A 19,447-nucleotide genomic window follows, 5' to 3' on the forward strand; every position below is an offset into this window, starting at 1 on the left:
AGCATGATCTCGAGGTCGGCCCGCAATCCCGGGGTGAGCCGGGTGCGCAGTGTGCTCATCAACTGTCGGTCTTGCGGCATCAACGCCAGGCCGCGGAGGCGGCGGCGGTCGCGGTCGTCGGTGAGCTGCCCATCGGGATCCAGATGCGCCAGCAGACGCACACCGGCGGTGCGGACCCCGGCGGGAGTCAGGGTGCGGGCCACGGCCGCGAGCTGGGCTTCGGCACCCTCACGGACGTCGGTGGTGACGGCGGCGGGGATGCGAGTCAAAACGGCGTCGATCTCCAAGACGTGATCGACCCCGATCGCCCCGTCGCCGACCGCTACGGCGGTGGCCGGGCACCGCGGTTCGAGGGTTTGGCCGAGCATGTTGGTGAATCGTCCGATCGCCGCGGCGGCGACCCGGCGTCGGCGGGCGGCACCGTCACCGACCCGCAGACCACCGGACAGATACGCGTGCAACGACAGGTAGCCGGCCGTGCGGTAGGCGCCTCGGTCGGAGATCTCCACCAGGACGGCCGCATCGGCGGCGTCGAACCGGCGCCGTGCCTGCTCCAACGACTCCGCCGCCGCCAACAACTCACCTTCGGTGGACGCGGCCAGCGGTAGTGCGGCCAGCTTCACCGCGACGGCGTTCGCGACGGCGGCCAGGGCGACCGGATCATCGGGCAGCAGGGCATCCAGATCGGGTGAGGCCGGCGCGGCGATGATCGTCGTCACGACCCTCACCCCCTAGCGTGTTCCTGCAGCTCACCGCTGCTATCGAAGCTGTGACACGACACTAACAAGACCCTCCGACAAAACCGCTCTCCCACGATCGCCCCTCCGCTCACCTACTCGATGAGGCGAGGGAATGCGGACGCACCTGCCCGCTGAACGGACCATTCGCCCCCGGAACGCAGGCGCGTCGACCGCCACCGCTCCCCAGACCGACTAGAATCCGGCATTATGCTGCCCGACAGCCGCGGCCCCTTCGAGCTGCGCGGACCACTGGAACTCCACGTGGCGAACACCCCTGCCGCGTCGCCCGAACGCGCCGACGCCGCGCGGAATCGCCGCCTCCTCCTCGCGGCGGCCAAATCGTTGATCGATTCGCACGGTGCGGCCGCCGTCACGATGGAGGCCGTCGCGCGGGCGGCGGGCGTCGGAAAAGGCACCGTCTTCCGGCGTTTCGGCAATCGGACCGGGTTGATGCTCGCGCTGCTCGACCACTCCGAAGCCGATCTGCAGCAGGCTTTCCTCTCGGGCCCCGAACCGCTGGGACCGGGCGCTCCGCCGCTCGAACGGCTCATCGCCTACGGACGGGCTCGACTGAAGATGACCGTCGATCACCTCGACATCCTGTTGGAGGCCGGCGCCGATCATCCCGACTATCTGGCCCACCCGGTGATGGCGATGTCGACCCAGCACGTCCGACTGCTGCTCACCGATCTCGGGTTCACCGGCCGCCTCGACGTGGTCGCACACGCACTCCAAGCCCCGCTCAACGCTCTCGCGGTCCGACACCTGATCGACATGCTCGGCATGACGCCCGCGCAGATCGCCGACGACTGGGAGACCCTCGTTCGGCGCCTCGTCACGCACCCCTGAGCGTCGCGCCCCACAACCCCGCCCCCACGCCGACCGTCAGCGGGCCGTGTCGGCGGCGACGGCTGCCGCCTCCCGGCTGAGTTCGGGGCCCGACGGCAACAGCGTCACCACCGACCACGGAGCCCGCTCGGTGGCGGACAGTCCCAGCATCTCCCCGATGCCGTCGCCGATCCGATAGCGGACGCCGGTGTCGGCGATGTAGAACGACGTCGCCGACCGGGGACTGCGCGGGTCGGTCCCCGTCACGCGCACGTGCTCCCCCGACCCGGGCCGCAGGTACACGCCGTCGAGTGCGGGGCCCCGGCCGTCGGCGGACGCCATCCGGACCGGCCGGGCACCGTCGCCGAGCGGGAGCGCCGTCCCGGCCCACAGTGACGAGGTCGCATAGGCGTCGGAGGCGCCGCGGCTCCACGACCGGCACAGGACGTCCGCATGCTCGTCGACCAGTGCGGGCGTCCGTGCCGGGAAGTGGTCGACGGCCAGATCGTCGCGGACCGGCACCGTGGCGAGTGCCCCGGGCGAGACACGCCGAACCTGTGCCGACGCGGTCGGATCGGCGAGCCGGATCGCGTCGGCCACCGGTCGCGGCACGGGTTGGACGGCCCCGTCGAGGATCACGTGGTACGACTCCCGGCCACCGACCGACGTCGTCGTGAGCACCGATCCGACCGCGGCGCCGAGAGGGCCCGGCGCACCCCGCGCGGCGATCGCAGGGACAGTCAGGGCGGGTTCGGGAGGGAAGGCGTTGATCAGTCCGGCGCTCACGGTCCGCACCGGTGCGTCACGCAATCCGAGGGCCTCGAGCACCGCGGTGTCGGACGGGTCGACCCGCGCCCGCACGGGAACGGCGGTCCCGTCCGGGCCCGGGCGCTCGTACAGCAGCCAGTGCACACCGTCGTGTTCCACGAGGGCCCCGCCGCCGCTCCGCATGCCGGAGGTCCGCAGTCGACCCGCGATCACGACGGTCTCGCCGCCGGCGTCGCACACCGTCCACCGGGATCCGCCGACGCCGGAACCCACCGCCGTCGGTGCGCCGCGCAGACCGACGGCCGGCCCGCGTGCAAAAGCACGCAGCGAGTCGTCGGACACGTGTCGGGGTTCGGCGGGCTCCCCGAGCAGGAGCCGTGCCGAGACGATGCCGTTCACCGGGTGCATCACGTCGTCGATCCGCACATACATCGCACCGTCGTCGGCGACCACCACGGCGGCGTCCCCGACCGTCGGAGCGGGCCGGATGATGCCGTAGACGCCGGCGCCCGCGAGCGCGAGGACCGCGAGCACCAGGCCCGCCGCGAGCGACCGCGCGTGCGTCCGCATCGGATCGTGCATCATTCGGACGTCGCGCCGGACCAGGGCGTGCCCGGCACGGTGTATCCCGAAGCGGTGGCCGCTGACCTGTGCGCGCGTGGTGATGTGACGAGACATCCGATCCCCCCGATCGTTTCCCCGCAAGGAGGGTAACCGGGCGTTAGCCTGATCTCGGATGGATTCGGCGAACCCCGCGAATCCGCCGTGCCTCGGGGGGAGCACTCTGGTGACAGCACTGTTCGCACGCCGCGGTGCCGCCGCGGCCGTCCACGATGCGTTCGACGTGCCCTGCGACGACGGCTATGCCGGACTCCGCCGAGCGGGCGACGAGCTGCTCGGGGTCCTCGCCGTCGATCCCGGTCCGGCGGTTCCCGTGGTGCACGCCGTTCACCACGCGGGAGGCGGTGTCGGCGGGGCCGGACCCCGCGGGGCCGAGATCCTGCCCGCCGTGGCCCGTGCTCTCGGGATGCGTGACGCCGCCCCCGTCGGCGTCGACATCGTCAGCCAGGTGATGACGGCGGCGCCGCACGGCCCGGCGGCCCACGCCTACCGGCGTCTGCTCGGCGGCCTGCCGATCGCCGCGCACCGCAGTGTCCACCTCGTGATGCGTTTTCGGCCCGCGGCGCATCCGGCTGCCGTCGCGGCCCGCGGCGGCTCGGGGGTCGGCGCACTGCGGACCGCGATCTGGTGTCTGCGCCGGCTGGCGGCGTGTCTGGCGGAGGTCGGGGTGGCGGCGAGGCCGTTGACCGCCGCCGAGGTCACCGCTCTGACGGCCGGGCTCACCGAGGGTCGCGCTCCCGGCGATCCCGCACTCGTCACCCGGGTTCCGCTGGTCGAGGCCCCGGAGACGCTGCGGGCCCTGCTGGCGGCCCCGACGTTGTCCGCCGCATCCTCGACGACCGTCACGATCCGTGTGGGACGTCGCGTCGACGGGATCGGTCTGCAGACGGTGGTCCGCGATCGCCTCGTCGCGCCCGTCGCACCGCGCCCGGGTTTCGTCGATGTGGACGGCGATCCGCGAGCCCTCGCGGCGATCGGGCTGCCGGTCGCCGTGCCGGCGGGGCGCGTCGATCCCGATCTCCCGTGGCAGACGGGTGCGGCGGCGGCCGCGATCATCGGGTCGGTGCGGATTCCGACGGGCGGTGACGGGCAGGTCGTCGGCGCCGCCGTCGACGGCTCACCGGTGACCCTCCGGCTGGCGGGGCCGAGTCTCGCGCGGTCGGAGGTTCTCGGCGGTCGACGACTCGCGGGCCAGGTCCTCGTCCGTCTGGCGGGGCTGGGTGTGACGACGTGCGTCCGCACGGTGTGCCCCGCGGACTGGGAGCCGGCGGCCGCGCGGCTGGGTCCGACCGTGCGCGTCGGCGGGCACACGTCCGGTGTTCAGGCGATCGTCGACGCCGCCGATCCGCCGGTCGTCGCGGATCCGGGTGTCACCGTCGTCCGGGCGAGCGACGCTGCGGGAGGTCCGTCGGTCGGCGCGCACCCGGTCCTCATCGCGTCCCGCGACGACCCGGACACGGTGACGGCGACCGCGGGCGGCGCGAGCGTGACGGTCCGGCTGGTGTCGACGCCCGAGGAACGCGGTCTGCTCGGTGAGATCGATTGACCGGTGCCCGCCCCCGTCGGCGTCAGCCGTCGCGGCGAAGACCGGGAACCAGGGCGCGAAAGAACGTGGTCGCCGAGGACAGTGCCCGAACGGTCACGTCGGGGTCGCTGTCGGCCAACCACACCGCATCGCCGGGCCCGGCCTCCACGGTCTCGCCGCCGGTCGTCTCGACGACGATCCGACCGGACATGACCGCCAGCACCTGCGGGCCGGGCATGTCGAATCCGATCGACGACGCCGGACCGTCGACGTCGAGTTCCACGTACGACAGGCGGAACTCCGCCGCGGGCGTCAGGTAGATCCGCTCGGCGCCCTCGCTGCGGACCCGCGCGACGAGCTCGTCCATCGGCGCGGGGTGGAAGTCGAGGACCCGCAACAGTTCGGGGACGTCGATGTGCTTCGGCGTCAATCCGCCGCGGAGGACGTTGTCGGAGTTCGCCATCAGTTCGACGGCCGTTCCGTGCAGGTAGGCGTGCAGGTTGCCCGCCGCCAGGTACATGCCCTCCCCCGGCTGGAGTCGGACGCGGTTGAGCAGGAGCGAGGCGAGCACCCCCGGGTCTCCCGGGTACGCCTCACCGAGTTCCAGCAGTGAACGCAGTTCGAGTGTGAAGCGGTCCTCGCCCCGCTCCAACGCGCGGATCGCACCGGTGAGGACCTCGGGGACCAGGGTGCCGATGACCGCGTCCGGCAGGGTGAGCCACGTGGTGAAGATTGCGCGCAGCCCCGACTCGTCGGGCTGTTCGGCGAGCATCCCGAGGTACGGGGCCAGGGCCGGCGCGTCGATCCGGTGGAGCAGCTCCACCGTCACCCGCGGATCGCGGAACCCGGCGAGGGCGTCGAACTCGGTGACGGCGACGACCAGTTCCGGTTTGTGCGACGGGTCCCGGTAGTTCCGTTCGGGGGCGTCCATCGTCAACCCCGCCGCGTTCTCGCGTTCGAACCCGTCGATGGCCTGTTCGAGACTCGGGTGGGCCTGGAGGGACAGTGGTTCCTGGGCCGCGAGGATCTTCAGCAGGAAGGGCAGGCGCGGGCCGAATGTCTCGCGGCAGTTCGCGCCGAGTTGTCCGTCCGGATCCCCCTCGATCACGGTCAACAGGTCGTCGGTGTCACTGCCGCGGATCGTGGCGGGCGACGCCGGATGGGCGCCGAACCACAGTTCGGCCTCGGGGTGCGGGGACGGGCTCGGCGCGCCGCGCAACTCGGCGAGTGCGGTCCGCGACCCCCACGCGTACGGCCGCACCACTCCAGCCAGCAGCTTCATCAGGCCGTCTCTCCCATCAATCGGACGAACACCGCGGCGAGTTCGGCACGCACCGCGAGCACCAGGTAGGTGGTGAGGTCGGCCGGCCGGTCCGCGAACGGATCGGCCCCCGCACCGGTCGGCGGTGTCGGCCCGACGGACTCCTCGTCGCCCGACGCCCGGCCGGCGAGAACGTCGATGTCGCCGAACGGCGCCACCCGCCGCTCCACCTGGTCGCGCCGTGAGTCGGCGGTGATGAGCACGCCGCGGACGCCGGCGTCGCGGGGCGGGTCGAAGTCGGGGTCGTGGAAGATGTCGTCGACGGGCGAGGCCGTCGGTCCGTCCGCGATGCGGGCGATGAGCGCGGTCTCGTCGGCGGCCTGCGCCACGGCGCCGGCGACGGAGAAGGCGGTCGCGGCGGCATGGGCGGCCACGACCGCGGCTCCGGCGGTGTCACCCGCCCACGCCACGCGGCGGTCTGCCGTCCGCAGTGCGAGCAGCTTGGCCTCGTTGCGGAAGCTCTCCCGGCCGGGATGGTCGGCCGCCGCCTCCGCGTCGAGGCGGTCGGCGATGTCGGCGAGCCCCGGCGGCGCCGGTTGCAGTCGGACGTCGGGCATCGCCGTGCACATCGCGATGAGTGCGGCGACGTAACCGCAGAACGCGAACCGCGGGTCGACCGGCAGTCGCGGCGACAGGTCGGCGACCGGCGCGCCACCGACGGCTTCGCGGACGGGGCCCTCCACCGGGACGGCGACCACCAGTTCGGCGCGGCGGCGCAACGCACGGGACGCCGCGTCCGACAGCGCCGGGTCGCCGGCGTCGTCGCCGACGACCGCCACCACGTCGAGCGGACCGATCCACCCGGGCAGCTGCGGGACGACGCTCATGGGCACGTCGATGCGCGGGCCGAGGACGGCGACCACGAGGTCGGCGGCGCGGCGGGCGACGGCGGCGCGACCGGTCACGATCACCACAGCGCGGGGTCGGAGTTCGGCGAGCCTGCCGAGGACGCCCTCGGACTGCGCCTGCGACACCGCACGGACTTGTGCGCCGGCCATCGCCGCGGACCGCAGGAGTCCGTCGCGGTCGGCAGCGATCAGTCCCTCGACATCGTCGAGGTCAGTGGTCAACGCAGACATGCTTCACAGCCTAGTTCGCGGGGCGCCGAATATCGGCACCGCAGGGCCGCCGACGAACTCAGTCGACCGGATCCGGCAGCACCCGCAGGTGGCCGCGCCGTCCGGGCCGGGGGGTGACGGGCGCCGACGGCGCCGGGGGGCCGGATCGCGGGGCGCGATGCCGTCCGCGGGGGACCTCGTCGTAGTCGGCGTGGGCGAGGAATCCGGCCCGGGCCGGCGATGTGCCGCCGACCTCGCGGACCGCGTCGACCAGGGCCGTGAGCTCCTGATCCTCGGCCGGCTGGGTCAGTCGACGCTCACTGCGCAGCAGCTCCCACCCGACCGGGACCGTGGTGCGGTCGGCGTGCTCGGAGCACAGGTCCCACGAGTGCGGCTCGTCGGCGGCCGACAGCGGGCCGATGACCGCCGTCGACTCGGCATAGACGAATGTCAGGGTCGCGACGGCGATACGCGAACAGCCGGTTCTGCAGCACTGACGGGGGACACTCACGCCCGTCAGCCTAGCCGGTCCGACGGCACTCCGGACAAATCGACACGCAGAAGGCGGACACCCGCCGACAGTCGAGTCGAGTCATGGCGAGTCGAGTCATGGCGAGTCGAGTCATGGCGAGTCGAGTCGTGGCCGGGTCGTGACATGGCCGGTTCATGACATAGTCGGGTCATGACCTTCCGACTCGCCCCCATGCGGTCCGGCCGCGAGCTCCTCGCCCCTCCGGCGCGGCGGGTCCGCGATCGCCGCGGTCGCGGAACCCGGGGTCCGCTGATGCCGATGTCGATGCCGGGTCGACGGACTCGGCGCGATCACTTCGACGCGGCGGCGGTGGATGCTTTCGCGGAGATCGATGCGCGGTGGCACGACCATCTCGTCGATCTGGATGTGGCCGTCGACGACATTCCGCGGATGCTGCCGCGCGGGACCGACCCCGTGCAGTGGCCCGACGAGGTGACCGCCGACGACCAGGTGCCGCTGGCGCGACTGCTGCCCGCGGGAATCGACGTGGCGGGCAACCCGATTCGCGCACAGATCATCCTGTTCCGGCGGCCGCTGGAACTGCGCTCCCATGATGACGAGGAGTTGCCGGAGATTCTGCGGGAAGTGCTCATCGAGCAGGTCGCGACGTATCTCGGGGTGGACGAGGAGACTGTGGAGGGCGGACCGGAGACCGGCTGAGGGCGGATCGCCCGATGATCGCGAACCCGGTGATCGTCGACCCGGTCGCCGTATGCCCCGTCAAAGACGGCCCCGCCGATGACTGCCCTGTCGTTGCATGCGCAGTCACCGCATACTGCGGGTCTCGTCAGATGATGCCGCGCTTGAGGCGCCGGCGTTCACGCTCGGACAGTCCGCCCCAGATGCCGAAGCGTTCGTCGTTGTGCAGCGCGTACTCGAGGCATTCGGCCTTGACTTCGCAGCTCTGACAGATTCGCTTGGCCTCGCGCGTCGATCCGCCCTTCTCGGGGAAGAAGGCTTCCGGATCCGTCTGTGCGCACAGTGCACGGTCTTGCCACTGTTCTTCTTCGATGGCATCGAACAGCTCGTCCCATTCGTCCGGGACGGCCGAGAGATGTCGGTTGGTGAACGCCTGCCCGAACGGGTCAGCACCATTGCCGGCATCGAGAGTCATCTGGCACCTCCCTGCTCTCAGACTCGTTTCACCCCGCAACCGGACGTTTGTCCGGCCGGTGCCAGGATCGATCCCCCCGCGCGATGGTCATCGGTGGTGTGCAGCGGTTGCCGTTCACCGGTGATGGTCATCGGGAAGTTCAAAATGACACTGCTGTGATTAGACACGCTCGAAGGCTGATCGGTCAAGCGGAAGCCGAAGATTCATTCCTACCACCGGGCTCGGACATTTCCGTGTCAGACATCGAAACGACAGCATGTTGCGGCGTGTCGCGCACGCGTGGACGCCGCGCGAACGCCCGTTCCGGCCGCCGCACTACAGTGGGTCGGTGTGAAGGTGACGGTACTCGTAGGCGGCGTCGGCGGCGCCCGTTTTCTCCTCGGCGCACGCGAACTGTTCGGTCGGACGCCGTTCCCCGCCCTGTCGGAGGATCCTGGTCTTCCCGACGGCCCCAACAGCCCGGACAGTCCAGAGGCCCCTCATTCGGTGACGGCGATCGTCAACGTCGGCGACGACTCCTACATGCACGGAGTCCGCATCTGTCCGGATCTGGACACCTGCATGTACACGCTGGGCGGCGGCATCGACCCCGACCGCGGGTGGGGGCACCGCAACGAGACGTGGAACGCCATGGAGGAGTTGGCCGCGTACGGCGCCGACCCCGACTGGTTCGGCCTCGGGGACCGCGACCTGGCCACCCACCTCATCCGCACGCACATGCTCGAGGCCGGGTTCGGCCTCTCGGATGTCACCGAGGCGCTGTGCCGACGATGGGATCCGGGTGTACGGCTCCTTCCGGCCAGCGATCAACGCCACGAGACGCACGTGGTGATCGACAAACCGGGCGAGGCCGACGGCGCCCGCGTCGCCATCCACTTCCAGGAGTGGTGGGTGCGCTATCGGGCGCAGGTCCCCACCCATGGCTTCGCCCAGGTCGGTCGCGACACGGTGACGCCCGCCCCCGGCGTCCTCGAAGCGATCGCCGACGCCGACATCGTCCTGCTCGCTCCCAGCAACCCGGTGGTGAGCATCGGGGCGATCACCTCGGTCCCCGGAATCCGGGGCGCCCTGCGGACCACGTCGGCCCCCGTCGTCGGCGTGAGCCCGGTGATCGCGGACAAGCCGCTGCGCGGCATGGCCGACGCCTGCCTGTCGGTGATCGGCGTCGAGACCTCGGCGCAGGGCATCGCCGAACACTACGGCGCGCGCAGCGGCAACGGCCTCCTCGACGGCTGGCTGATCGCTGACGGCGATCGGGCCGACGTCGACGGGATGACGGTCGGCACCGCCCCGCTGCTGATGAGCGACGCCGCGGCGACGGCCGACATGATCCGCGCGGCGTGTGCGCTCGTCGGGGTGCAGACGCCGTGACCGATGACGCCGCGGCACCGGACGCCGCGACCGGCCGCGACCACCGCGCCTCCGCCGGACTCGAGATCCTGCCCGTGACCGGTCTCGGCGAGTTCGGCCCGCACAGCGACGTGGCCGCCGAGATCGCCGCCGCCGCCCCGTGGCTCGCCGACGACGACATCGTGGTCGTCACCAGCAAGGTCTTCTCCAAGACCGAGGGCCGCATGGTCGCGGCCCCCACCGATCCCGACGAGCGGGACGCCTTCCGCCGGACGCTGATCGACGAGGAGACCGTCCGCATCGTGGCGCGCCGCAACCGCACGCTGATCACCGCGAACCGCAACGGTCTCGTGCAGGCGGCGGCCGGGGTGGACGGATCGAACGTCCGCACCGACCAGATCGCGCTGCTGCCCGTCGACCCCGATGCGAGCGCCGCCCGACTCCGTGCGGCGTTCGCCGCCGATCACGGTCTGTCGGTGGCCGTCATCGTCACCGACACCATGGGCCGAGCGTGGCGGACCGGACAGACCGATGTGGCCATCGGCGCGGCCGGCATCGCCGTCAGCCACGGGTACGACGGCGTCGACGACGCCTACGGCAACACGCTCATGGTGACCGACATCGCGGTGGCCGACGAGATCGCCGCGGCCGCCGACCTGGTGAAGGGCAAACTCGACGGCGTCCCGGTGGCCGTGGTGCGCGGGATGACCCCGCGCGATGACGGCACCACCGCCCGCGATCTGGTCCGCGACCTCGACGACGACATGTTCCGACTGGGCGTCGAGGAGGCGCTCGACCAGGGGCGCCGGGAGGCGGTGCTCACCCGCCGCTCGGTGCGCCGCTTCGCCGACGGCCCCGTCGCGGACGCCGTGATGCACGCGGCGTTCGCCGACGCGCTGACCGCGCCCGCCCCGCATCACACCCACCCGATCCGCTTCCTGTGGATTCGCGATCCCGCGCGGCGTCGGCGTCTCCTCGACGCGATGGGTGCGGCGTGGCGCGATGATCTGGCCGCCGACGCCAAGACCTCCGCGTCCATCGAGCGACGGGTGGCGCGCGGGCAGATCCTCTACGACGCCCCCGAACTGGTGGTCCCCGTCCTCACCGGCGACGGGATGCACGAGTACCCCGATGAGCGTCGCAACGACTGCGAGCTCACGATGTTCACCGTCGCCGGCGGTGCGGCCGTCTCCGGTCTCCTGGTGGCCCTGTCGGTGCGGGGCGTGGGCAGTTGCTGGGTCGGCTCGACGATCTTCGCCGCCGACGTGGTCCGCGCCGAACTCGACTTGCCCGACCACTGGCGTCCGCTGGGGGCGGTCGCCGTCGGGCATCCCGCCGAACCGGCGGGCCTGCGGCCGCCGGCCGACACCGCCGGCCTCGTGGTGGAACTGTGACCGACGGACACCGACAGACCCTGCATCGCGCCGCGGTCGACGCACTGGCCTCGTGGTCGGCGCCCGATCCCGCACAGGATTCCCTCCGCCACGCCTACCTGGCGTTCCTCGCCGCCGCCGACGACGCGTGCGAGCGGGCGTGCGTCCCCGGGCACGTGACGGCGTCGGTGATCGTCTTCGACGCCGATCGGACGCACGTCCTGCTGACCCTGCACCCGCGCGTGGGCAAGTGGATCCAGCTCGGCGGGCACTGCGAGCCCGAGGACCGTTCGCTGGCCGAGGCCGCCCGACGGGAGGGCCTCGAGGAGTCGGGACTGGTCTCGTTGACGCTGTCGGCGGCACCCGTGCACCTGCACGCGCATCCGATCACCTGTTCACTCGGCGTACCCACCCGCCACCTGGACGTCCGGTTCGCCGCGGTCGCCGATCCCACGGCCGACGGATCCCTGCCGCGAGCCGTCATCAGCGACGAGTCGACCGATCTGGCGTGGTGGCCGATCGACGCCCTGCCGGCCGAGGTCGATGCCGAGTCGATCCCGACTCTCATCGACGCGGGTCTCGACGCGATGCGGAACCGCGCCGGTCACGGTAGGTAGTACGGCCCGATGTTCTCCTCGGCGCGGTGCGTCATCCGCACCCGGTAGCGCTCCCGTTCGGCGTCCGCCACTCGCCGGGTGCGCTCCGGGTCGTCCAGGTCGAGCGCCAGCTCGTCGGCGGTGTGGTGCTCGTCGACGGTGTCGTGCTCGTCGTCGGGAGCTTGCGGGGCCCGGCGCACCGCGAGTCCGATCATCACGAGCAGTGCGGTGAACCACACGATCAGCGCGACGACGATGAACCATGTTCGTGCCGTACCGGCCTCGTTCGACGCGACGGCCGCGATCGGCACCACCGGCGAGATGATCGCCATCATCATGGCGATGCGACGACTGGTGCGAACCCCCGGAATCCCCATGAATCCAGTAAACCACCGGAGCCGCCCTGCTCGGCCGGGTTACGCAGGCCGACCGGGCGTCGGATCGTGCGCTCACCGCGCCGAGACGGCGATGACTCCGTGCGCGCCCCGCTCGGCGTCCGCCGTCGCGTGGGTGACGAACCGCGTCGGTCACGGTAGGTAGTACGGCCCGATGTTCTCCTCGGCGCGGTGCGTCATCCGCAGCCGGTAGCGCTCCCGTTCGGCGTCCGCCACTCGCCGGGTGCGCTCCGGATCGTCCAGGTCGAGCGCCAGCTCGTCGGCGGTGTGGTGCTCGTCATCGGGGGCTTCCGGGGCCCGCCGCAACGCGAGTCCGACCATCACGAGCAGGGCGCTGTACCAGACGATCAGCGCGGTGACCGTGAGCCATCTGACCCACGTACTGTCGCTGTCCCACGGTGCGATCGGCCCCACCATCGAGAGAATCGCCATCATCATGGCGATGCGACGACTGGTGCGAACCCCCGGAATCCCCATGAATCCAGTAAACCACCGGAGCCGCCCTGCTCGGCCCGGTTACGCAGGCCGACCGGGCGTCGGACCGTGCGCTCACCGCGCCGAGACGGCGATGACTCCGTGCGCGCCCCGCTCGGCGTCCGCCATCGCGTGGGTGACGAAGGGATATCGTCCGGGTTCGTCGAACGTCAACTCCACGAACCCGCCCTGGGCCGGTGCGAGATCCAGGACCTGGCTGCCCCCGGCCTGATCGTTGCCCGGCACCAGCAGATAGGCGCCCTCGGCCCACACGGTGTCGAACTGACCGCCGATCACGTGGAAGGCACTGCCCCGGTTCGGCCCGGCGGCGACCACCCAGATCCGCACCCGCTGCCCCACCGTCGCCCGCAGCGGCGCGTGGTCGTACTGGTTCGCATATCCGTTGAACACCACCAGGTCGGGGCGGTCCTCGGCGACCTTCGCCGGATCGGCCGTCCCGTCGGGGCCGCCGAGGAACACCTCCGACTGGGTCAGGACGTACTCGCGGTCCACGGTCGGCAGGTCCGGCGGGTCGATGACGACAGCGCCGAACATCCCGTTGGCCATGTGCACCGACATCGGCATCGTGGAGCAGTGGTAGAGCCACGCACCGCTGCGCGTCGCGGTGAACCGATAGCGCAGCGACTCCCCCGGCGCGATCGTCCGCATGGGACGGTCCGGGGCGAGCGCGCCCGCGTGGAAGTCGACCGAGTGCCCCATCGACGCCGAGTTGACGAGGGTGATCTCGAAGACGTCGCCCACCCGGCCGCGCAGCGTGGGTCCGGGCGCTCCCCCGCGATACCGTCCGTCGGGGCCCACCGAGCCGTACGGCCACTGGGTCACCGTGACCCCGGGCGCCACCGGTCGCTGCACGTCGCGCACGTCGAGGGTGAGCCGGTGGACGCGCTCGTCGGGCGCCGGGGGCAACGACGGATCTCGCGCCGTGAAGCCGGGGCCCGGGTCCGCCGACAGGTCGACGGGCGTCGGTCCGCCGGCCCGATCGTCCGGGCCGTCGTCGGGCGTCGCGGACGCGGGCGGTCCGCCGGTCACCTCGATGTCGAGGACCATGCCCATCTGCCGATGCCCGGGCAGCGAGCACCAGCCCTGGGTGTCGGCGCCCATCACTCCGGCATCGAGGCGGGCGCTCTCGCCGGGACTGAGTCGCGGTGTGGCGGACCCCGTCGGCAGCACCAGGTCGTGCGTCTGGTCGCCGGTGTTCCTCAACTCGATCACCAGCCGGTTCCCGGCGGGGACCTCGATGCGCCCTGGTACGAAGCGCATCCCGGAGATCCCGACCTGGACGCGCGTGGTCTGCCCCGTGGCGGTGACCCGGGCGGGCCGATCGTCGCCGAACCCGATCGACGCCGGGTCGATCGCGACCCCGACCGCGGCCACCGCGACGACCGCGGCGACGCCCGCCGACATCGCGCCCAGCACTCGCGGCGTCGGCCGATCGGTGGGTCGCGGTCGGGGGCCGTCCGTCGCCGCGGGCCGCATGCCCTTCACCGCGGCCCACACCACGAGGGGGACGAAGCCGCCGAGACAGAGCACCGCGATCGCGGCGCCGAGCGTGTGCGGCAGGCCCTCCCCCGGCAGCGCCCACAGCAGCAGCCCGGCGTTGGCCGCCCCCACGCGCGCGGGGCCGGCGAGGTCGAGGACGCGCATCGCCTGCTGGGTGGCGGCCGGCTTCCTGCCGAGGACCACCGGGATGAGATAGCTGAGGGCGCCGATCAGGACCTGGGCCAGGAATCCGCCGAGCAACGCCGTGGTGAGCGTGTCGAGACGCGCATGTGCGACCGTCCAGTCGTCGGCGGTGGCGTAGGCGACGGCGCCGACGACGAGGGCGCACTGAAGCCAGGCGACACCCGCGAGCACGGACAGGCCGGCGAAGCTCGTCGGCTTCTTGCGGCGAACCTCGTCGGCGTGCGACCACGCGGTCCGCGCCACCCCGACCGCGTAGGCCGCCATGCCGAGTGCCGCGACCATCAGGACTCCGATGAGGGCGCCGGTGACGACGAGGGCCACCGCGCCGATCAGCAGGGGCAGGGCACTCGTCGCGGCCGCCTCGACGCCCGCCGCCATGCGGGTCCGCAGGATCGTCGGCCACAACGTGACCAGGGTGCCGATGACGGTGAGCCCGATCCAGCCGAACACGTTGAGCGTCGCGTGCGCCACGGCGAGACGGTCGGGCCAGTCGCCGTGCAGGCCGCCGCGTGCGACGATCACGCCGATACCGATCCCGACGAGCAGCAGACCGCCCGCGGCGACGTAGTAGTGGACCATCTTTCCGAAGCGGGCCCCGACGGCGGTCCGCACGCGGTGCGCCAGGTCGACGCTGTGCCACGCGATCATGGCGAAGGCCAGAGACGCTCCCGCGGTCACCGCATACCAGGGGCCGCCGCCGACGTCGCCGGAGGCCGCCGTGAACACCCCGTATCCGACGACCACGGCCACCGCGCCCGCATTGAAGCCGATCAGCCGGATCGCGTGCACCGCACGCCGGTCGGTGTGCGACAGGCGCAGGACCGATTCGGCGAAGTACCAGCTCCAGACGAGGATCGCGTTGCTGGCGGCGCCCAGCCCCAGCAGGTGGATCATCAGCCAGTGCGATGCCGTCACCGCATCGCTCGCGACGGCCACCGCGACGAGCGCGATCAGCCACGCCAGAACCGCGACGCCGGCCCGCACGTTCCACGCCCGCAGGGTGATCGGTTCGCGCGTCATCGCGTCTCTCCTCCGGTCGGGGCGTGTCGTCCCGCGGCATCCGGGTCCCGTGTCGCCCCCGACCGCGCGGTGAGGACCGACACGACGGCGATGATCGCGAAGCCGAGGACGGCGATGATGTTCACGACCCCGCCGGCCTGGACCGCCCACCGCACATCGGCGCCGTCACCGACCACGACGCGCAGCGCCAGGGATGCGTGGAGCGCGACGGCCGGGGCGTACATGATCGGCCGGTACGGCAGCGGACGCCGGAGGACCGCCGGAAGGATGATCGGAGCGTGCGCGAAGATCATCGAGATGACGAAACCGAGGAACACCGCGTGTGACGATGCGTCGTAGCCGGGGCCCGAGCGCACGGGTCCGCCGACGAGCCACACGCCGCCGGCCACCAGGAGCCACGCGTATCCGCCGAGCAGACAGTAGGCGCTGAAGCGGGGCAGCCCGCTCGACCGGACGGTTCGGCGGGCGATGTCGTGTCGCACCAGCCAGGCCGTCGCCGCGATCAGCGACGCCCCCAGCAGTCGGTAGCCGATCACGGGCCACAGCAGCGACGCCGGGACGGCGAGGAAGACCGCGGCGCTCGCCGCGAGCGCCGCCGTCTCCACGCTCGGATTCACGAACGCCACGCGGGCCAGCTCGAGCCGCTCGCCGGCGATGGTCAGGATGAGGAAGCCGGCGAGCCACGGCAGCAGCCACGGGATCGAGATCCCGGAGGCGTAGAGGACGCCGCCGCCGAACGCGAGAACGGCGCCACCGGCCTGCACCAGGACCGCCGGCGCCCCGTTACGCGACCACAGGGGGATGTAGAGGGCCGTGAGCAGTGCCGATCCGGCTGCGATCACGCCGCCGCCGATCGTGTGGGAGTCGAGCACCACGAGCAGGATGCCGCCGACCCCGAGAGCGCCGGGTGCCGCGAACCCCCAGCGCCGGCCGAGCGCGACCGCGCGTTCGAGGGCGACGAGGGTGCCGACGAAGGAGTACACCATCAGCGGGCCGTGGACGTCGGCGAGGCGACCCAGGTCGACCGGCGCCGGGAGGCCGAGGAGCATCAGGGCGGCGTCGAGTCCCGCGAGGAGGGCCAGGCCGCCGGGCACGAGGAGCGCCAGGCGCAGGGCGGGCCGTTCGGTGATCACTTGCGGTCCGCGGTCAGGGACGCTCGAGTCGGAGCGTGCACGAGCCCCGACGGGCGAACGGTTCGAGGGCGGGGCTGGTCACGGTGTCGCCCGCGGCATCGAGTGTGCCGCGGATCAGGCCGAGGTGGATCTGGCACGTCACCTCGGGGTAGCGGCGGGCGGCGTCGAGCAGCGGACACCGGCGCAGTGCGATGCTCCGATCGGCGTTCTCGACGGGCGCGAACCCGAATGCCTCCAGTTCCTGCAGCACTCCCGGTCCCTGCCCGCCGCAGCAGTGGGATTCGGCGATCTCGCGCCCCCAGGCACGACCGAGTTCGAGGGCGTCGGCCGGCGGGTCGGCGGAGGTCCGCTGCAGGTGACCGGCCAGTGCGACCGCGAGCCCCCGGTAGGCCTCGACCCGCGGATCGACCGCGTCGCTGACGGCTCGGTATCGACGCGCCGGTCGACCCCGCCCCGCCGGTCGGTCGGTCGTGGACTCCGCGAGTCCCGCGTCGACCAGCGCGTCGAGGTGCTCCCGCGCCGTGTTGGTGTGCAGGCCGCGCCGTTCGGCGACCTCCGCGACGCGCAACCCGCCCTCGGCGGCGCGCAGCGCATCGAGCACCGCGGCCTGTCGGGCACTGATCGCGGTCTGCGGCGGCGCCACGGGTTCGGGACCCCAACGATTACTCACGGATCTCACCGTATTTAATTTCGGCGCGAATGAGTAGTACCGACGTCACACGACGGCGCAATCCCCAGGTGACAGCCCCGTCCTCACCCGACTGGGCCGCCCTCACCCGACTGGGCCGCCCTCAGCCGACCGCCGTGTTCTTCCCGACGGTGACCACACCGCCCGGACTGACCACGAACCGTTCCCGATCGTGGTCCAGGTCGACACCGATCTGCCCGTCATCGCCCACCCGGACGTTCTTGTCGAGGATCGCATTGCGGACCACCGCATTCCGCCCGACCCGCACCCCGGGCATGAGGACACTGCCCTGGACCACCGCCCCCTCGTCGACGATCACGTTGTTCGAGAGCACCGATCCGTGCACCGTCGCGCCGGAGACGACGGTGCCCGCACCCACCACCGAATCGTGGGCCGCACCGCCGCGCACGAACTTCGCCGGCGGGAGATGACTGGTCTCGCCACGGATCGGCCACCGTCGGTTGTAGAGGTTGAACACCGGATTCTCCGACACCAGATCCATGTGCGCGTCGTAGAACGAGTCGAGGGTGCCGACGTCACGCCAGTACCCGCGGTCCCGCTCTGTCTGCCCCGGCACCACGTTGTCGTTGAAGTCGTACACGTACGCCTCACCGCGGGCCACGAACGCCGGAATGATGTCGCCGCCCATGTCGTGATCCGAATCGGAGTCGGCCGCGTCACGTTTGAGCATGTCCACCAGCGCCTCCGCGGTGAACACGTAGTTGCCCATCGAGGCGAACGTGACGTCCGGATCGTCGGGGGTCCCCGGCGGATCCGCCGGCTTCTCGAGGAACTCGGTGATCCGACCGGCGTCGTCGGAGTCGATGCACCCGAACGCGAAGGCCTCGCTGCGCGGCACGCGGATGCCCGCGACCGTCGCCGCCGCCCCCGAGGCGATGTGCGCGGCCACCATCTGCGCCGGATCCATCCGATAGACGTGATCGGCGCCGAACACGACGATGTAGTCGGGCATCTCGTCGTAGATCAGGTTCATCGACTGGTAGATCGCGTCGGCACTGCCGGTGTACCAGCGCGGACCGAGTCGCTGCTGCGCCGGGACCGGGGTGATGAACTCGCCGTGGAACCCCGACGACCACCAGGTCTGGGAGATGTGACGGTCGAGCGAATGCGACTTGTACTGGGTCAGCACGCAGATCCGCTCGTATCCGCCGTTGACGAGGTTCGACAGGACGAAGTCGATCAGCCGGTACGAGCCGCCGAACGGGACCGCCGGCTTGGCGCGATCCATCGTCAGCGGATAGAGCCGCTTTCCCTCACCGCCGGCGAGGACGATTCCGAGGACGTGCGGTTGCGATCTCACGTGTCAAACATATCCGGCCGGGACGCGACGGGCATCCCGGTCACGAGCGACGAGCCACCGTCACGGTCACATCGAGGGTCGCAGTCACCGGCCCGGTGTCGCTGAGCTGCGCCGCCGCCGACCGCAGCTCGGCCGGATCCCGGTGGAACGCCGCCGGCCCCATGGCGGCGATGTCGACGAGCGCATCGGTGTCGCACCGGATCTCGGCCCGCACGCGACGGATGCGGGGCGCGGCGAAGTCGGCGGCGAACTCGTCGGCCAGCCGGTCGGCCTTGTGGGCACCGACCGTCAGCATGCCCATCGGCTCGACGATCTCGGCGAGATGGCCGGGCTCCGGCGTCACGACGATCCACGTCCCGCCCGGCGCCAGGACACGCGCGGTCTCGACAGCATTCCGCGGCGCGAACACCGACAGGACGGCGGCGGCGGCACCGTCACGGACCGGGAGTCCCGCCCACAGATCGGCGACCGCTGCGACCGCGCGCGGGTGGATGCGCGCGGCGCTGCGCGCACAGTACTTGGACAGATCGACGCCGAGCCCCGCGGTGTCGGGTCCCGCGGCGTCGAGCGCAGCCGCCAGATAATGGCCCGGACCACCACCGGCGTCGACGATCACACCCCGGCGGCCGACGGCCTCCGCCGCACACTCGGCGACGGCGTCGACGATCGGCGCATACAGACCGCCGCCGACGACGCGATGACGGGCCGCGACCATCGCCGCGGTGTCGGACCGGTGCGCCGAACCGCGACCGGTGAGCAGGGAGACATAGCCCTGCCGAGCCAGATCGAACGCGTGCCCCGCATCGCAGCGGAGTGCACCGCCGTCGACGCGCAGGGAACCCGCGCACACCGGACAGACGACGAAGCCGGCGGCGGTGAGCCACCG

The 19,447-nt window shown here is 71.9% G+C and carries 19 protein-coding genes; 6 read left to right on the forward strand and 13 right to left on the reverse strand.

The features are described 5' to 3' along the window. Nucleotides 1–719 (reverse strand): DUF222 domain-containing protein (locus G528_RS0106730; protein WP_245569706.1); only part of this gene is annotated, 719 nt, incomplete at its 3' end. 228 nt (nucleotides 720–947) lie between these two features. Here G528_RS0106730 and G528_RS0106735 point away from each other — a divergent pair. Continuing rightward, on the forward strand, nucleotides 948–1,589 hold the full coding sequence (locus tag G528_RS0106735; RefSeq protein WP_051198418.1) for a TetR/AcrR family transcriptional regulator: 642 nt from the start codon (nucleotides 948–950) through the stop codon (nucleotides 1,587–1,589). Nucleotides 1,590–1,625: 36 nt separating this feature from the next. Here G528_RS0106735 and eccB read toward each other — a convergent pair whose 3' ends face one another. Beyond that, nucleotides 1,626–3,014 carry a type VII secretion protein EccB gene (gene eccB, locus G528_RS0106740; protein ID WP_026918311.1) on the reverse strand — a complete coding sequence of 463 codons (1,389 nt, stop codon included), beginning with the start codon at nucleotides 3,012–3,014 and terminating at the stop codon, nucleotides 1,626–1,628. Between the two features lie 109 nt (nucleotides 3,015–3,123). On the opposite strand from eccB, the gene G528_RS0106745 reads away from it, so the two are divergent. Beyond that, the gene (locus G528_RS0106745; RefSeq protein ID WP_156890371.1) at nucleotides 3,124–4,503 is read left to right on the forward strand and encodes a type VII secretion protein EccE; all 1,380 of its coding nucleotides are present in this window, start codon (nucleotides 3,124–3,126) and stop codon (nucleotides 4,501–4,503) included. A 22-nt stretch (nucleotides 4,504–4,525) separates the two neighbouring features. Here the strand turns inward: G528_RS0106745 and manA are convergent, their stop codons facing one another. From manA to G528_RS0106760, 3 genes are read right to left on the reverse strand one after another with little or no spacing between them, the layout of a single operon-like run. After that, entirely contained in the window at nucleotides 4,526–5,764 is a 1,239-nt protein-coding gene (gene manA, locus G528_RS0106750) for a mannose-6-phosphate isomerase, class I (protein WP_026918313.1), read from the reverse strand. Further along, on the reverse strand, nucleotides 5,764–6,882 hold the full coding sequence (locus G528_RS0106755; RefSeq protein ID WP_026918314.1) for a hypothetical protein: 1,119 nt from the start codon (nucleotides 6,880–6,882) through the stop codon (nucleotides 5,764–5,766). The genes manA and G528_RS0106755 overlap by 1 nt, the downstream gene beginning before the upstream one ends. Nucleotides 6,883–6,940: 58 nt before the next feature. Beyond that, nucleotides 6,941–7,372 (reverse strand): DUF3499 domain-containing protein, encoded by a 432-nt coding sequence (locus G528_RS0106760; RefSeq protein ID WP_026918315.1) that lies wholly within the window; start codon nucleotides 7,370–7,372, stop codon nucleotides 6,941–6,943. Between the two features lie 171 nt (nucleotides 7,373–7,543). Between G528_RS0106760 and G528_RS16660 the strand changes: the two genes are divergently transcribed. After that, nucleotides 7,544–8,053: a metallopeptidase family protein gene (locus G528_RS16660; protein ID WP_035719242.1), complete on the forward strand. Its 510-nt coding sequence runs from the start codon at nucleotides 7,544–7,546 to the stop codon at nucleotides 8,051–8,053. 127 nt (nucleotides 8,054–8,180) lie between these two features. On the opposite strand, the gene G528_RS0106770 is transcribed toward G528_RS16660, so the two are convergent. After that, entirely contained in the window at nucleotides 8,181–8,507 is a 327-nt protein-coding gene (locus tag G528_RS0106770) for a WhiB family transcriptional regulator (RefSeq protein WP_051198420.1), read from the reverse strand. Between the two features lie 330 nt (nucleotides 8,508–8,837). Here G528_RS0106770 and cofD point away from each other — a divergent pair, with 330 nt between their 5' ends. From cofD to G528_RS0106785, 3 genes are read left to right on the forward strand one after another with little or no spacing between them, the layout of a single operon-like run. Next, on the forward strand, nucleotides 8,838–9,878 hold the full coding sequence (gene cofD, locus G528_RS0106775; RefSeq protein WP_026918317.1) for a 2-phospho-L-lactate transferase: 1,041 nt from the start codon (nucleotides 8,838–8,840) through the stop codon (nucleotides 9,876–9,878). Then, nucleotides 9,875–11,251 (forward strand): coenzyme F420-0:L-glutamate ligase, encoded by a 1,377-nt coding sequence (locus G528_RS0106780; RefSeq protein WP_026918318.1) that lies wholly within the window; start codon nucleotides 9,875–9,877, stop codon nucleotides 11,249–11,251. Before cofD ends, G528_RS0106780 begins: the two co-directional genes overlap by 4 nt. After that, nucleotides 11,248–11,847: an NUDIX hydrolase gene (locus G528_RS0106785; protein WP_051198424.1), complete on the forward strand. Its 600-nt coding sequence runs from the start codon at nucleotides 11,248–11,250 to the stop codon at nucleotides 11,845–11,847. Before G528_RS0106780 ends, G528_RS0106785 begins: the two co-directional genes overlap by 4 nt. On the opposite strand, the gene G528_RS0106790 is transcribed toward G528_RS0106785, so the two are convergent. The 7 genes from G528_RS0106790 to G528_RS0106820 form a co-directional block, all read right to left on the reverse strand. Further along, nucleotides 11,835–12,203 carry a hypothetical protein gene (locus G528_RS0106790; protein WP_156890372.1) on the reverse strand — a complete coding sequence of 123 codons (369 nt, stop codon included), beginning with the start codon at nucleotides 12,201–12,203 and terminating at the stop codon, nucleotides 11,835–11,837. The genes G528_RS0106785 and G528_RS0106790 overlap by 13 nt on opposite strands. Before the next feature lie 150 nt (nucleotides 12,204–12,353). After that, entirely contained in the window at nucleotides 12,354–12,698 is a 345-nt protein-coding gene (locus G528_RS0106795; protein ID WP_156890373.1) for a hypothetical protein, read from the reverse strand. Between the two features lie 72 nt (nucleotides 12,699–12,770). Then, nucleotides 12,771–15,419: a multicopper oxidase domain-containing protein gene (locus tag G528_RS0106800; RefSeq protein WP_084638087.1), complete on the reverse strand. Its 2,649-nt coding sequence runs from the start codon at nucleotides 15,417–15,419 to the stop codon at nucleotides 12,771–12,773. Further along, entirely contained in the window at nucleotides 15,416–16,552 is a 1,137-nt protein-coding gene (locus G528_RS16665) for a hypothetical protein (RefSeq protein ID WP_245569707.1), read from the reverse strand. Before G528_RS16665 ends, G528_RS0106800 begins: the two co-directional genes overlap by 4 nt. Nucleotides 16,553–16,565: 13 nt before the next feature. After that, a complete protein-coding gene (locus tag G528_RS0106810) occupies nucleotides 16,566–17,222 on the reverse strand; it encodes a helix-turn-helix transcriptional regulator (RefSeq protein ID WP_026918323.1) in 657 nt (218 codons plus the stop codon). Between the two features lie 121 nt (nucleotides 17,223–17,343). After that, nucleotides 17,344–18,561, reverse strand: a complete 1,218-nt coding sequence (gene glgC / locus G528_RS0106815) for a glucose-1-phosphate adenylyltransferase (protein ID WP_026918324.1) — start codon at nucleotides 18,559–18,561, stop codon at nucleotides 17,344–17,346. A gap of 40 nt (nucleotides 18,562–18,601) precedes the next feature. Then, entirely contained in the window at nucleotides 18,602–19,411 is an 810-nt protein-coding gene (locus G528_RS0106820) for a putative RNA methyltransferase (RefSeq protein WP_026918325.1), read from the reverse strand. Nucleotides 19,412–19,447 lie beyond the last annotated feature (36 nt).

Source organism: Gordonia shandongensis DSM 45094 (assembly GCF_000423025.1).
In the GTDB taxonomy this organism is placed as follows: Bacteria; Actinomycetota; Actinomycetes; order Mycobacteriales; family Mycobacteriaceae; genus Gordonia; species Gordonia shandongensis.